Annotated in this window: 12 protein-coding genes; 11 read left to right on the forward strand and 1 reads right to left on the reverse strand. The window is 69.2% G+C overall.

Going from position 1 to position 13,996, the window contains the following annotated elements:
• The first annotated feature begins 178 nt into the window (after positions 1-178).
• From OHB44_RS10700 to OHB44_RS10710, 3 genes are all read left to right on the forward strand, one after another.
• Positions 179-1,186: a PaaX family transcriptional regulator gene (locus OHB44_RS10700; protein ID WP_266303221.1), complete on the forward strand. Its 1,008-nt coding sequence runs from the start codon at positions 179-181 to the stop codon at positions 1,184-1,186.
• A gap of 448 nt (positions 1,187-1,634) precedes the next feature.
• Positions 1,635-3,104 carry an endo-1,4-beta-xylanase gene (locus tag OHB44_RS10705; protein WP_372488394.1) on the forward strand — a complete coding sequence of 490 codons (1,470 nt, stop codon included), beginning with the start codon at positions 1,635-1,637 and terminating at the stop codon, positions 3,102-3,104.
• Positions 3,105-3,633: 529 nt separating this feature from the next.
• Positions 3,634-4,935 carry an RICIN domain-containing protein gene (locus tag OHB44_RS10710; RefSeq protein WP_442932665.1) on the forward strand — a complete coding sequence of 434 codons (1,302 nt, stop codon included), beginning with the start codon at positions 3,634-3,636 and terminating at the stop codon, positions 4,933-4,935.
• Positions 4,936-5,007: 72 nt separating this feature from the next.
• Here the strand turns inward: OHB44_RS10710 and OHB44_RS10715 are convergent, their stop codons facing one another.
• Positions 5,008-5,778: a FadR/GntR family transcriptional regulator gene (locus OHB44_RS10715; RefSeq protein WP_210781643.1), complete on the reverse strand. Its 771-nt coding sequence runs from the start codon at positions 5,776-5,778 to the stop codon at positions 5,008-5,010.
• A gap of 146 nt (positions 5,779-5,924) precedes the next feature.
• Between OHB44_RS10715 and OHB44_RS10720 the strand changes: the two genes are divergently transcribed.
• The 8 genes from OHB44_RS10720 to OHB44_RS10755 all read left to right on the forward strand — a co-directional run bounded on the left by OHB44_RS10720 (position 5,925) and on the right by OHB44_RS10755 (position 13,978).
• Complete coding sequence (locus OHB44_RS10720) at positions 5,925-7,187, forward strand: ABC transporter substrate-binding protein (RefSeq protein ID WP_238686466.1); 1,263 nt, start codon at positions 5,925-5,927, stop codon at positions 7,185-7,187.
• Positions 7,188-7,197: 10 nt separating this feature from the next.
• Positions 7,198-8,172, forward strand: coding sequence for a carbohydrate ABC transporter permease (locus tag OHB44_RS10725; protein ID WP_238686464.1), 975 nt, complete (start codon positions 7,198-7,200; stop codon positions 8,170-8,172).
• Positions 8,172-8,999, forward strand: coding sequence for a carbohydrate ABC transporter permease (locus OHB44_RS10730; RefSeq protein ID WP_112601630.1), 828 nt, complete (start codon positions 8,172-8,174; stop codon positions 8,997-8,999). The genes OHB44_RS10725 and OHB44_RS10730 overlap by 1 nt, the downstream gene beginning before the upstream one ends.
• A gap of 1 nt (position 9,000) precedes the next feature.
• Positions 9,001-10,224, forward strand: coding sequence for a mandelate racemase/muconate lactonizing enzyme family protein (locus OHB44_RS10735; protein WP_238686463.1), 1,224 nt, complete (start codon positions 9,001-9,003; stop codon positions 10,222-10,224).
• Between the two features lie 106 nt (positions 10,225-10,330).
• Positions 10,331-11,356 (forward strand): zinc-dependent alcohol dehydrogenase, encoded by a 1,026-nt coding sequence (locus OHB44_RS10740; RefSeq protein WP_330440663.1) that lies wholly within the window; start codon positions 10,331-10,333, stop codon positions 11,354-11,356.
• Positions 11,353-12,114 carry a 2-dehydro-3-deoxy-D-gluconate 5-dehydrogenase KduD gene (gene kduD / locus OHB44_RS10745; protein WP_238686458.1) on the forward strand — a complete coding sequence of 254 codons (762 nt, stop codon included), beginning with the start codon at positions 11,353-11,355 and terminating at the stop codon, positions 12,112-12,114. The genes OHB44_RS10740 and kduD overlap by 4 nt, the downstream gene beginning before the upstream one ends.
• Positions 12,111-12,989 (forward strand): amidohydrolase family protein, encoded by an 879-nt coding sequence (locus OHB44_RS10750; RefSeq protein WP_330440664.1) that lies wholly within the window; start codon positions 12,111-12,113, stop codon positions 12,987-12,989. Before kduD ends, OHB44_RS10750 begins: the two co-directional genes overlap by 4 nt.
• The gene (locus OHB44_RS10755; protein WP_266303215.1) at positions 12,986-13,978 is read left to right on the forward strand and encodes an aldo/keto reductase; all 993 of its coding nucleotides are present in this window, start codon (positions 12,986-12,988) and stop codon (positions 13,976-13,978) included. The genes OHB44_RS10750 and OHB44_RS10755 overlap by 4 nt, the downstream gene beginning before the upstream one ends.
• Positions 13,979-13,996: the final 18 nt, after the last annotated feature.

Raw genomic sequence — 13,996 nt, forward strand, 5'->3', positions numbered from 1 at the left:
CGGTGATCGCACGATGCCCGCTACCTGTGGCTCGCCCAGCCCGGCTTCGGATGGCGTCGCGTGTCAGTTAGTGTTCCCTCCGGGCCGGTAAGTGTCAATCGAGGGTTCTCGATTTATAGGGGAGTGGTGGCGGTCCGTCTACAGTCGTCATGCCGTCCCCGAGGAGCGCGGAGCGCCTGTGGCAAGCCCTTTCGACATCGACGAGATCTATCCGGACGACGGAGACCAGCCACTGCGGCTGCCCCGCCGGCAGGTCGGCAACTCGCCGCAGGGTGTCGCGGTGACCCTGTTGGCTGACTACACGCTGCGGACCCGGGTCGCCCTTCCGTCCGCGGCCATCGTCGCGCTGCTCGGCGAGACCGGCGTGACGCCAGCCGGAGCGCGGACCGCGATCAGTCGGCTGGCCCGCCGGGGTGTGGTGGAGGGCAGTCGACTGGGGAGGCGCAGCTCCTACCGGCTCAGCCGCGCCGCCGCCGCCAACCTTTCCGCCGGCGGGCAGTGGATTCTCGCCTCCACCACCTCGACGGCGCTCTGGGACGGGCGGTGGACGATCGTCGCCTTCTCGCTGCCGCAGGATCGCAGTGCGCAGCGCCGGGCCCTGCGGGCGCAACTTCGGTGGCTCGGTTACGCGCCGCTGTACGACGGTCTGTGGATCTCGCCGCTGGAGCTGACGTCAGCGGCTCGGGCTGAACTCGACCGACTCACCCTCGGCGCCGTGACGGTGTTTCGCGGACGGCAGAGCGCGCTCGCCTCGGCCATTCACCGCGCACCGATCGAGGCCTGGGACGTCGAGGCGATCGGTCGGAGCTACGACGCGTTCCTCCGGCGGTGGACGCCGCTGTCGTCCGAGGTGCTGTCCGGGCAGATCGACGGCGCCGCCGCGGTGCGGGCCCGTACCGAGGTGATGGACACTTTCCGGCGTTTTCCCGTCCTCGATCCGCAGTTGCCAGTGGAGTTGCTTCCACGGGACTGGCTCAGGCGTCCGGCGCGGGAGTTGTTCGCGGCCGTCTACGACGGCCTCGCCACACCCGCCGAGCGACACGTCCGAGCGGTCGTCGAGCGCTTCGCCGACGCCGCGCAGCCCGATATCGCGGCCCACACCACAGCCGACCTGCTCGCCGGGGTACGCGCCGACGTGGATCCGGCGCAGCCGTCTCCGAGTGGCTCGGCCACCGGCTGCTCGTGAACGGCCAGGAGCCGCGGCCACGACTGTGAGCGATAACAGGGTCGCCCTCCGGCGTGGCCCGAGCGGTGCGGTGGTACGACTCTTCCGCTGGTCGCGCGGCGGTTGAGCACTGTTGCTCTGGGCGTTTGGTACCGGGCGAAACGCGGCGTTCCGGGAGATCGGCGTGAACGGCCCGTTACGTCTTGACGAACGGCATGTTATCGCTCACTCTCGATATAGAGGGCGATCGTTCCCGTGGCTCACCGGGCGAGCCGCACGGGTCGTACCTCGGATCACGACGTCCGCAAGGGCATGCGGCCGTCACCTCGGGACCGGCAGTTGCCGGCGACAGCCCTCTCGGACCAACCGCGCGTGCTGATGCCGGGTGGCCAGGAAGACCGTTCCGATCGGTCGCCCCGAGTGAAGTGGCACATCACCACCACCGATGCAACCACTGAAAAGGAACGCCATGAAACCCATGAGAACGATGCTGGCGGCGGCGACCATCGCCGTCGCCCTCACCACCGGTATGACGGTGGCGCTGACTCCCGCATCCGGTGCCGGCACGACCTTGAAGGCGGCCGCCGCCGAGAAGGGCCGCTACTTCGGCGCCGCCGTCGCGACCGGCAAGCTCTCCACCAGCGCCTACACGACGATCTTGAACCGTGAGTTCAACAGTGTCGTGGCCGAGAACGAGATGAAGTGGGACGCCACCGAGCCGCAGCAGGGCCAGTTCCGGTACACCGGTGGTGATCGTCTGGTCAGTCACGCCCAGGCCAATGGCATGAGTGTGCGAGGCCATGCGTTGTTGTGGCACCAGCAGGAGCCGGGCTGGGCGCAGAGCATGTCGGGCAGCGCGTTGCGCAGCGCGATGATCAACCACGTCACCCAGGTCGCCTCGTACTACCGGGGGAAGATCCACTCGTGGGATGTGGTGAACGAGGCGTTCGCTGACGGTGGTAGTGGTGGGCGTCGGGATTCGAATCTGCAGCGCACCGGTAATGACTGGATCGAGGCGGCGTTCCGGGCGGCGCGGGCGGCGGATCCGGGTGCGAAGTTGTGTTACAACGACTACAACACCGACGGGATCAACGCGAAGTCGACGGGGATCTACAACATGGTGCGGGACTTCAAGTCCCGTGGCGTGCCGATCGACTGCGTGGGGTTCCAGTCGCACCTGGGCACCTCGCTGGCTGGTGACTACCAGGCCAACCTCCAGCGGTTCGCCGATCTCGGTGTGGATGTGCAGATCACCGAGCTGGACGTGATGACCGGTGGCAACCAGGCCAACATCTTCGGCGCCGTCACCCGCGCCTGCCTGGCCGTCTCGCGCTGCACCGGCATCACCACCTGGGGCGTACGGGACTGCGACTCGTGGCGTGGCTCGGACAACGCACTGCTGTTCGACTGCAACGGCAACAAGAAGGCCGCGTACACCGCCGTCCTGGACGCCCTCAACGGCGGCTCGACCCCGCCGCCCACCACGCCTCCGCCGGGCTCCGGGGTGGACACCAGCGCCTGGTACGTGTTGCTGAACCGGAACAGCGGCAAGGCGATGGACGTCTACGCCTCGGCGACCAGCGACGGGGCGCGGATCAGTCAGTGGACGCGCAACAACGGCGTCAACCAGCAGTGGCAGTTCGTCGACTCGGGCGGTGGCTACTACCGGCTGAAGGCGCGCAACTCCAGCAAGGTGCTCGACGTCAGCGGCTTCTCCACCGCCGACGGCGGCGCGATCGTGCAGTGGGCCGACCTCAACGGCACGAACCAGCAGTTCCGACTCGCGAACTCGGCCGACGGCTACGTACGCCTGATCAACCGCAACAGCAACAAGGCCGTCGAGGTGCAGGGCGCGTCCACCGCCGACGGTGGGAACGTCGTCCAGTACGCCGACTGGGGCGGCAACAACCAGCAGTGGCAACTGGTCCGAATCGGCTGACGACCGCCGTCATCGACTCGGGGGAGCGGGAGTTGCCGGCCGTACGGGATCCGGCCGGCGCCCGCCCAGGCGAGGTGTGACGAGCGGCGGCCCGCTCCCTCCGGGGCGGGCCGCCGCGACCGTCGGGTTGCCGCTGCCGGACATCTGCTCGGATCGACGCCAATCGTTTGACGTATGACGTCTTACCCGCTAATTTTCACCCCGCGGGCCACCCGGCCTTCGGGAGCCACGACGTCGCACCGCGGGGGTTCGGCGCGGCCTGCCACGAAGCCCGGATCGTGGCATCGCCATCGCCATCGCCATCGCCATCGACGTACGCCGTCGGCAGCGGGTTGCCCGCACAACATCCCAGACGTGCTGACGCCACCACCACGACGCCGGCACGCACGCCAGGGCACGCGCGGGCGCTCCCGCTCGTGGGTGACCCCGATCGAAGGAGTGGACCATGGAAGCCCTCGGTGAGGCTCGTCCCGCCTCTCGACAAAGATCTCGCTGGCGGTCAGGGTTGGCCGCGGCGGCGGCCGCGGTCATGGCAGCCAGCACACTCGTCGCCGTCAACGCGGCGCCCGCGTCAGCGGCGACGGTGGACACCAACGCCTCCTACGTGTTGGTGAATCGCAACAGCGGTAAGGCGTTGGACCTGTACGCCTCGGCCACCAACGACGGGGCGCGGATCAGCCAGTGGACGCGTAACAACGGGGTCAATCAGCAGTGGCAGTTCGTGGATTCCGGGGGTGGCTACTACCGGATCAAGTCGCGGCACTCGGGCAAGGTGCTCGACGTCAGTGGTTTCTCCACCGCCGACGGTGGCGCGATCGTGCAGTGGGCTGATCTGAACGGGACGAACCAGCAGTTCCGGCTGGCCGACTCGGACGGTGGCTATGTTCGGTTGATCAACCGCAACAGCAACAAGGCCGTCGAGGTGCAGGGCGCGTCCACGGCTGACGGTGGGAACATCGTGCAGTACGCCGACTGGGGCGGCACCAACCAGCAGTGGCAGCTCGTCCAGGTGGGCGGCAGTAACCCGCCGCCGTCGGGTGGTAGCGGGTGCGGCAAGGCGCCGACGCTGGCCAGCGGCACGCACACGATCCAGAGCAACGGCAAGAGCCGGACCTTCATCCTCCGGGTGCCGGCGAACTACAACAACAGCAACCCCTACCGGCTGATCTTCGCCTTCCACTGGCGCGGCGGCACCATGCAGGAGATCTCCTCCGGCGGCACCAGCGGGACCCCGTGGTCGTACTACGGGCAGCAGGAGCAGTCGAACAACAGCGCGATCCTGGTCGCGCCCCAGGGGTTCGGCAACGGCTGGGGCAACTCCGGCGGTGAGGACATCGTCTTCGTCGACGACATGATCAGCCGGATCGAGAGCAGCCTCTGCGTCAACCCGAGGCAGCGGTTCGCGCTCGGCTTCAGCTGGGGCGGCGGCATGAGCTACGCCGTCGCCTGCGCGCGGGCCAACGTCTTCCGCGCCGTCGCCGTCATCTCCGGTGGGCAGATCAGCGGCTGCAGTGGCGGTACGCAGCCCATCGCGTACTTCGGGCTGCACGGCATCTCGGACAATGTCCTGGGCATCTCGGGTGGCCGGGCGTTGCGCGACACGTTCGTCCGGAACAACGGCTGCACCGCGCAGAGCCCGCGCGAGCCGGCGGCCGGCAGCCGCACGCACGTCACGACCACCTACTCGGGTTGCCGGGCCGGATACCCGGTGCAGTGGGCCGCGTACGACAACGGCCACATGCCCGGCCCGGTGGACGGCACCTACGCCGAGAGCGGCATCACCACCTGGACCAAGGGTGAGATCTGGAGGTTCTTCGCCCAGTTCTCGTGACTCTTGTTGGCCACAGCTGGCGGCGCCTGCTCCCGTACCTCGGGGGCGGGCGCCGTCCGTTGCTCGTGACGGTCAGCGTTCGAGGCGGACCGGGCTCCCCGAGCCACTGCGACGGACCAGCCAGGCCTCGGTGATGTGGGTGAACATCGCCTCGGCGGCGCCGTTGGGGTCGTGGGCCGCGATGCGTTCGTAGATGCGCCGGTGACCCTGGTTGGACGCCACGCACAACGCCCGTTCGGTCCGGCCCATGTACCGGGCGGTGTTGATGACCTGGCTCTCCAGCGCGCGTACGACGCCACGGGCGATCCGGTTCCCGGATGCCTGCATGATCGTGTCGTGGAAGGCCCGGTCGTGGTCGTGGTAGGTGACGTGGTCGTCGACGAGTTCGTCCATCCGGTCCACCATGGCCCGCAGTCGATCGACCGTCCCGCTGTCGGCGAGGCGGGCGGCGACGTTCGCCATGTCGGACTCCAGCACCCGCCGGGTGACGACCAGGTCGTCGAGTATGGCGAGGCTGTCGTCCACGGCGATGGTGGCCGCGAGGACGAGCTCGTCGAGCATGTCCCAGTGTGACGGTGGGGTGACCATGGTGCCGGCGCCCTGACGGACCTGCACCAGCCCCTTCTCCTGCAGGATCTTCACTGCTTCCCGGACGACGGTCCGGCTCACGCCGAAGGTCTCGCAGAGGATCGGCTCGGGAGGCAGGGACGACCCGGACGGGTGTACGCCGCGGACGATGCGCTCCACCAGTTCGGCGGTGACCGCCCTGGCGAGGTTGGTCGGCCGACGCACCCACGCCGGGGTCGCCGGGCTGTTCAGGGCTGTCTCCTGCGGTGGCGTCATGTCCCCTCCGAATGGCTCGCCGTGGCACGACGTCTGGGTCAGTGTACGGCCGACTGTTGACGTCACACGTCATACGAGTTACCTTCCGGTCAACATTTGGCTCGCGGGACACCCGCCGGCCACCCCCCATATAGAGGTGACAATCGATGAGACAGCGCGCAATATGGTCGGCCGTCCTCGTTGTGGGCCTGGCCCTGGCCGGTTGTGGAAGTGCTAGCGATTCGGGCAAGTCAACCAGCTCGGACGGCAAGTTGGTCGTGTGGGACTGGAAGTCCGGCGAGCCATTCGCCAAATCCTATCTGGAGAAGGCCAAGGCCGACTTCAAGAAGAAGCACGCCGACGTCGAGGTCGAGTTCGTCGCGCAGCCCTTCGACCAGTACTACACCCTGCTCGGTGCGGCGATCCAGTCCGGTAAGGGCCCGGACGTGATGCTGTTCAACGGTGGCGGCCAGATCCGCGACCGGGTGGACGCGCTGGTGCCCCTCGACGACTACGTGGCCGAGGACAGGCAGCGGTTGGCCGGCTGGGAGGCGTTCGGCAAGGACGGCAAGACCTACGCCGTCCCGGTGACGCTGCAGGGCTACCCGATCTACTACAACAAGGCGATCTATCAGAAGGCGAACCTCGACCCGGCGAGCCCGGCCACCACGTGGGACAAGTTCGTCGCCGACTGCGCCGCCATCGCCAAGGCCGGCTCCAAGTGCTTCGCCCTCGGCAACAAGGAAGGTGTCGGCATCCAGTTCTGGCTCTCCAGCCTGGGCTCGACCACCCTCACCGCCGCGGAGTACGACGCCTGGATCGCCGGCAAGCGCGACTGGAACTCGCCCAACGTCAAGCGGATCTTCCAGACCTGGAAGGAGGCCGGCGACAGGAAGATGAACAGCGACGGGGCCAACTCGACCGCGATGTTCAACGACTCCTTCGCGCTCTTCCAGTCCGGTAAGGCCGCCCACGTCATGGGTCTGATGTCGGACGTGGGGCACTGGCAGGACTTCAACGAGTTCCTGACCGCGGAGAAGCTCGGCGTCATGAAGGCTCCCGTCGTCACCGCCGGCACCACCCCGAGCCTCCCGTACGACGGTGGCATCGGCTACGCGGTCGCCAAGTGGACGAAGGACCCGAAGGTGGCCGCCGACCTGGTGCGCTCCCTGAGCTCGGCCGACGCGTTGAAGGCCTTCTACGCCGACGCCGGCGCGATCGCCGCCGACACCACCATCGACGTGTCGCAGGCCGGGCCGGCCGTCGGCACGATCGTCGGCGAGCTGAAGAGTGGCAAGCCCGCTCTGCACGTGGCGCTCTCCTCGAAGACGCTGGACCTGATGGGGCGCCTCTCCCAGCAGCTGCTCAGCGGGTCGATCAGCGTCGACGAGGTGGTGAAGCAGTTGGCCGCTTCCGACCAGGCGGGCTGACCTCGTGCCGATGGGAAACACGCAACCGTCGGTCCGTCCGGCTTCGGCCGGACGGGCCGGCGGGGCGGCGGTCACCCCCGCCGCGCATCGGAGTGGCGCGCGACCCCGTCGCACCCGTGGTGGCCTGAGGGCCGAGCGCTACGCCCCCTACATCCTGGTCCTCCCGGCCGTCCTGATCATCGTGCTGCTGCGGCTCTACCCGCTGCTGCTGGGCGTCAACTTCTCCTTCACCGGCGACGGTGAGCAGAACGGGACGGCTGTCGGTTTCGGCAACTACCGTGAGCTCTTCGCCGACCCGTTGTTCCAGACCGCGCTGAAGAACGTCGGACTGCTGGTGCTTCTGCTGCCGGTGGCGGTGGCGATCCCCGGTCTGCTCGCGACGTTCATCTACCTTCGGGTGCCGGGCCACCGCTTCTACCGCAGCGTCTACTTCTTCCCGGCGGTGCTGTCGCCGGTCATCGTCGGTGCGATCTTCAACCTGTTGCTCGCCTTCGACGGCCCGCTCAACGCCGTGCTCGGGTCGTTCGGTGTCGGTCCGGTGGACTGGCTCGGTGACCCGGACATCGCGATGTTCATGGTGGTGGGCGTGCATATCTGGGCCACCTTCGGGATGGCCCTGGTGGTGTTCCTCGCCGGCTTCGCCACGCTGGACGCCGCGCTCCTGGACGCCGCCCGGGTGGACGGGGCGACGCTGCGCCAGGTCGTCTGGCACGTGATCATCCCGGCCCTCTCGCGCACCATCCAGTTCGTCTTCGTGACCACGATGATCGGGATGCTGACCTCGATGTTCGGCCTCCTCTACATCATGACCAGTGGCGGGCCGGAAGGGTCGACGTACCTGCCGGAGTTCTACATCTGGAAGCAGCAGGGTCAGATGAACCGGCCGGCTCTCGCGTCGGCGGCCTCGACGATCCTCTTCATGATCATGCTTGTCGTGGGGCTGTTGCAGATCAAGCTGCTCGAACGATCCGGAAAGGAGGACTGATGTCTCGCCTCCGCCTGGGACGGTGGTTGGTCGCCATCCCCATGTCGCTGCTCGCCCTGGCGACGATCTACCCCCTGCTGTTCACCGCCAACGTCGCGATGAAGACCCGGCGTGACTACATCCTCGACCGGTTCGGCCTGACCGACGCCCTGCGCTTCGAGAACATCAGCACGGCGTGGAACAGCGTCGGCATGGGCCGCTACTTCATCAACTCGCTGTTCGTGGTGACGGTGTCGGTGCTCCTGCTGCTGCTGTTCGGGTCGATGGCCGGCTTCGCCCTGAGCCAACTGCGGTTCCGCGGCTCGTCGGCGTTGTTCCTGGGTTGCCTCGCGGGGCTCTTCATCCCGTTCCAGGTGATCATGGTGCCGCTGGCCCGGATCATGGCCGACACCGCGCTCATCGACACGTACCCGGGCCTGATCCTGGTCTACGTGGCCCAGTTCCTGCCCTTCACGGTCTTTCTCATGACGAGTTACTACAAGGGCATTCCGCCGGAGATCGTCGACGCCGCGCGGATCGACGGCAGCACCGTGTACGGCGTGTACCGCCGGATCATGCTGCCGCTGGGCACCCCGGCGCTGCTGTCGGTCGGGATCCTCAACGCCCTGTTCTGCTGGAACGACGTCCTCATGGCGTTGGTGATGATGCCCTCGGCCGATCACCGGACGCTCATGATCGGGGTGACCTCGCTGCGCGGGCAGTACTCCGACAACATCCCCACCTTCGCCTCCGGGGTGCTGATCGCCGCGATACCCGTCCTGTTGGTCTACCTGTTCCTCCAGCGCCAAATTGCCGACGGCGTGGCCGCCGGTTCCACGAAGGGTTGACATGCGGATCACGGGATATCGGACGCTCTCCACGGTCCAGGAATGGGGTCGACCAGTCGGCGACGCCAACGGTGTGTTCGCCGACGGGGTGGTCCCGGTCTCGATCGTCATCGTCGACACCGACGAGGGCATCTCGGGAGTCGGCCTCGGGCCGCACGTCGAGATCGAGCGGATCTTCCCAGCCATCGAGGGTGAAGACCCCCGGGCCGTGACGTCCCTGTACGACCGCATGTTGCGGCACACCTTCAAGGCTGGCCACGCGGGGCCGGTGTTCGGCACCATCGGCGCTCTGGACACCGCGCTCTGGGACATCAAGGCGCAGGCCGCCGGCGAGCCGCTGTGGCGGCTGCTGGGCGGACGGGACCGGCGGGTCACCGCCTACGCGTCCGGGCTGGACATCGGGCTCACCGACGACGAACTCGTCGCGGAGTACGAGGTGTACGCGAGCCACGGCCTGCGAGCGGCCAAGCTCAAGGGCGGCCTCGACATCGAGCGCGATCGGCACCGTCTGGGCCTGGTCAAGGAGGTCCTGACCGAGGCCGGGCACGGTCGACGGCCGGGCCTGATGCTCGACGTCAACGAGGCGTGGACCCGCAAGCAGGCGGTCCGGCATGTCTGCGAGCTGGAACGCACCCTGGATCTCATCTGGATCGAGGAGCCGGTCCGGCGCTGGGACGCCGAGGGTCTCGCGGCGGTCAGCCGAGGCGTGTCCGCGTCGGTCGCCACCGGTGAGAACCTCACCGGGCTCGAACAGTACCGTCCGCTGATCGCCGCCGGCGCGGTCGACATCGTCCAGATGGCGGCCGTCTGGGGGGTCACCCACTTCCTGCGGGCGGCCGCACTGGCCCACGCTCACGACCTGCCGGTCAGCCCGATCGGCAACAGCCCGGTCGGGCTGCTGCACGCCGCGACCTCGGTGCCGAACCACCTGACCAGCGAGTTGCAGGACCTGCACTCACCCGTTGGTGTCTCCATCGACCTGCACGTCGAGGACGGCGCCTTCATCCTCGGCGACGCGCCAGGGCTTGGTGTCCGGGTGGACGAGGAGCGGATCCGGGCGGTCAACCGCCGCCCGCAGGCGCAGACGGCCGACAGCCCCAACGTCCGGCCGGAGCGGGCCGGACGACGGCTGCTGGCCGGAGTCGACGGGGTCATCCCCACCCGCCAGGTGCCTGTCGTGTCGCTGAACTCCCGCAACGAGGTGTCGCCGACCGTACGGCACTGAGCTGACAACCAGAACAGGTGAGGCGTGGGTGCATCGCGACGGCGGTGCACCCACGACCATGCCCGGTCGGCACGACCGACGTACCGACCGTCGAGACGGAGGAACGATGAAGGCAGTCGTCTACCGGGGAGCGCGACACCTCGGAATCGAGAACCGCGACCCGGAGCCACCGGGCCCCGGCCAGGTACGGATCGAGGTGGCGTACACCGGCATCTGCGGTACGGATCTGCACATCTACCACGGGGACATGGACGCCCGGGTTGGTGACTCAGCGATCATCGGGCACGAGATGTCCGGGCGGATCGCGGCCGTCGGCGAGGGCGTGACCGGCTGGAACATCGGTCAGGCCGTCACCGTGATGCCGACCCGGCCCTGCGGGCGCTGCGCCGCCTGCCAGCGGGGCAACTCCCACGTCTGCCACGCGATGAACTTCCTGGGCATCGACTCACCGGGTGCCATGCAGTCCTCCTGGACGGTGCCGGTGGAGTTGGTTCTGCCGCTTCCGGAGGAGCTGCCCCTCGACCACGCGGCGCTCGTCGAGCCGGTGGCGGTCGCCGTGCACGACGTCCGCCGGGGCAACGTGACCGCCGACGACCAGGTTGTAGTGGTCGGTGGCGGGCCGGTCGGCGTCCTCATCGCCACCGTCGCCCGGGGCCGTGGCGCGCGGGTGCTCCTCGTCGAGCCGGACCCGTTCCGACGCGAGGTGGCGGAGGGCATCGGGATCGAGGCCGTCGACCCGCGAGCGACCGACGTCGTGGCGCTGGTCAACGACCGTACCGATGGCGCGGGCGCCGACATCGCCTTCGAGGTGTCCGGCTCACCGGCCGGCGTCACCACGGCGGTCGACGTCCTCACCACTCGTGGGCGGCTGGTCATGGTGGCGATCCACCCTCAGCCCCGCGAGGTCAACCTGCACCGGTTCTTCTGGCGTGAGCTGGAACTCCTGGGCGCCCGGCTGTATCAGCGCGACGACATGGTGGAGGCGATCCGGTTGGTCGCCTCGGGTGCCATCCCGGCAGAGCAGCTGATCTCCCGGGTCGAGCCGGTCGAGGCGGCCAGCGCGGCCTTCGAGGCGCTGGAGGGTGGCGGCGTCATGAAGGTGCTGCTCGATGTGCGGGAGGGCAACAAGTGACGACGTTGTTCGACCTGTCCGGCCAGACCGCCGTCGTGACCGGGGCGCGGCGCGGTATCGGCCTCGCCATGGCCGAGGCCCTGGCACTGGCCGGCGCCGACATCGTGGGGGTCTCCGCCCAGCTCGAGGCGGAGGGCAGCGAGGTCGAACGCCGGGTGCGCGCCACCGGCCGCCGGTTCACCGCGCTGCGGGCGGACCTCGGCGACCGGGCGGCCGTGCACCGGTTGGCCCGCGACATCACCGCTCTCGGGCCGGTCGACATCCTGGTGAACAACGGCGGCACGATCGCCCGGACCCCGGCGGCGGAGCACCCGGACGAGATGTGGGACCACGTGATCGAGGTCAACCTCAGCAGCCAGTTCATCCTCAGCCGGGAGATCGGCCGGACGATGGTCGAGCGCGGCCGAGGGAAGATCATTTTCACAGCGTCGCTGTTGAGTTTCCAGGGCGGCATCACCGTCCCCGGTTACGCCGCGTCGAAGTCGGGCGTGGCCGGCCTCACCAAGGCGCTGGCGAACGAGTGGGCGGCCCACGGAGTGAACGTCAACGCCATCGCGCCCGGCTACATCGCTACCGACAACACCCAGGCGCTGCGCGACGACCCCGACCGCAACCAGGCGATCCTCGGCCGGATCCCGGCCGGGCGGTGGGGCCGGGCCGACGACCTCGGCGGCGCCACCGTGTTCCTGGCGTCGAGCGCGTCGGACTACGTCAACGGCGTCGTGCTGCCCGTCGACGGCGGCTGGTTGGGCCGATGACGGGCGCACAGGAGCCCGGGCGAGCCGGGATCGTCGACGCGCACCACCACCTCTGGGTCCGCGCCCGGCACCCGCAGCCGTGGATCGACCCGGTGACCATGGCGGCCATCGACGCCGACTTCGAACCCGCCGATCTCGCGCCGCTGGCCCGGGCGGCCGGGGTCACCGCGACAGTGGTGGTGCAGTCCATCGCCTCCGACACGGAGACGGTCGACCTGCTGGAAGTTGCGGCCGACGACACACTCGTCTGTGGGGTCGTCGGCTGGGTGGACCTGACCGCCGACGATGTTGCGGAGCGCCTCGACGGTCTGCGGGCAGCCCGAGGTGGGGAACGCCTCGTCGGCATCCGCCACCTCGTGCAGTCCGAGAGCGACCCGGCGTACCTGGACCGTCCCGACGTCCGTCGGGGGATCGCGGCGGTCGGTGCCGCCGGCCTCGTCTTCGACCTGCTGGTACGCCAACACCAGCTCCCCATGGCCGCGCGTCTCACGCGCGACCTGCCCGAGGTGAGCTTCGTCCTCGACCACCTGGGCAAGCCCCCGCTCGGCAGTCCGGAGATGGCCGAGTGGAGCCGGGACCTGCGGTCGTTGGCGGCCTCGCCCAACACGACGGCGAAGCTCTCCGGGCTGGTGACCGAGGTGCCGCTCCCGCACTGGACGCCGGCCGACCTCCGGCAGGCCGTCGAGGACGCCCTCGACGCGTTCGGGCCGGATCGACTGATGTTCGGCTCCGACTGGCCGGTCTGTCTGCTCGCCAGTTCGTACCAGCGGTGGGTCGACACCCTGGCGGAGCTGCTGGAGCGCCAGGACGGGACCGGCCGGGCGTCGGTCTGGGGCGGGACGGCACGCCGCGTCTACGGGCTGGGGCCGTCATGATGGCGCGCGCGCTGCCGCGCCGCCCGCAGCTACGGCTCACCGAGCTGGGCTTCGGCGCGGCGCAGGGGGGCAACCTGTACCGGACGACGACGGACGAGGAGTTCGCCTCGGCGGTCGACGCCGCGTGGGAGGCGGGCGTCAGGTACTTCGACACCGCGCCGCACTACGGTCTCGGGCTGTCCGAGCGCCGCCTCGGCGCCGCGCTGCGCCACCGGCCGCGCGACGAGTACGTGGTGTCGACGAAGGTCGGGCGACTCCTGGTGCCCTCGCCCCAGGACGCGCACCTGCGGGACTCCGACGGGTTCGATGTGCCTGCCACCCACCGGCGGGTGTGGGACTTCAGCCGCGACGGCGTGCTCCGCTCCATCGAGGCCAGCCTCGATCGGACCGGGCTGGACCGGATCGACATCGTCTACCTGCACGACCCGGACGACCACTGGGAGCAGGCCGCGCACGAGGCCGTACCCGCCCTGATCGACCTGCGGGACGAGGGCGTCGTGGGTGCCATCGGCGCCGGCATGAACCAGTCGGCGATGCTGGCGCGGTTCGTCCGGGAGACCGACGTCGACGTGATGATGTGCGCCGGGCGGTACACCCTGCTCGAACAGGGCGCGGCGGCCGACCTGCTGCCGGCCGCCGAGAACCGGGGGGTGGGCGTGGTCATCGCGGGCGTCTACAACTCCGGGCTGCTGTCGCGGGACCGGCCGCCGGCCGACGCCGTCTACAACTACCAGCAGGCCCCGGAGGCGCTGATCGAGCGGGCGCGGCGGATCGCCACTGTCTGCGAGGCGTACGGGGTGACGCTGCCGCAGGCGGCCCTCGCCTTCGTCCGCCGGCACCCGGCCGTGGTGTCGACGGTGGTCGGCGTCCGCAACGAGGCGCAGGCGGTCGAGACGGTGCGACGGTCCGGGATCGTCGTACCCGAGGAACTGTGGGATGACCTGGCCGCGGCCGGGCTGCTCGCCGCGCCGCCCGGTCGGCCTGCCTGACCAACGACGACGTCCCGG

This window comes from Micromonospora sp. NBC_00821, assembly GCF_036347035.1.
GTDB lineage: Bacteria > Actinomycetota > Actinomycetes > Mycobacteriales > Micromonosporaceae > Micromonospora > Micromonospora hortensis.

Excerpts from the sequence above, each read along its gene's own strand:
- OHB44_RS10705 (WP_372488394.1), top strand. The coding sequence starts at position 1,635 with ATGAAACCCATGAGAACGATGCTGGCGGCGGCGACCATCGCCGTCGCC.
- OHB44_RS10710 (WP_442932665.1), top strand. The coding sequence starts at position 3,634 with ATGGCAGCCAGCACACTCGTCGCCGTCAACGCGGCGCCCGCGTCAGCG.
- OHB44_RS10715 (WP_210781643.1), bottom strand. The coding sequence starts at position 5,778 with ATGACGCCACCGCAGGAGACAGCCCTGAACAGCCCGGCGACCCCGGCG.
- OHB44_RS10720 (WP_238686466.1), top strand. The coding sequence starts at position 5,925 with ATGAGACAGCGCGCAATATGGTCGGCCGTCCTCGTTGTGGGCCTGGCC.
- OHB44_RS10725 (WP_238686464.1), top strand. The coding sequence starts at position 7,198 with ATGGGAAACACGCAACCGTCGGTCCGTCCGGCTTCGGCCGGACGGGCC.
- OHB44_RS10730 (WP_112601630.1), top strand. The coding sequence starts at position 8,172 with ATGTCTCGCCTCCGCCTGGGACGGTGGTTGGTCGCCATCCCCATGTCG.
- OHB44_RS10735 (WP_238686463.1), top strand. The coding sequence starts at position 9,001 with ATGCGGATCACGGGATATCGGACGCTCTCCACGGTCCAGGAATGGGGT.
- OHB44_RS10740 (WP_330440663.1), top strand. The coding sequence starts at position 10,331 with ATGAAGGCAGTCGTCTACCGGGGAGCGCGACACCTCGGAATCGAGAAC.
- OHB44_RS10750 (WP_330440664.1), top strand. The coding sequence starts at position 12,111 with ATGACGGGCGCACAGGAGCCCGGGCGAGCCGGGATCGTCGACGCGCAC.
- OHB44_RS10755 (WP_266303215.1), top strand. The coding sequence starts at position 12,986 with ATGATGGCGCGCGCGCTGCCGCGCCGCCCGCAGCTACGGCTCACCGAG.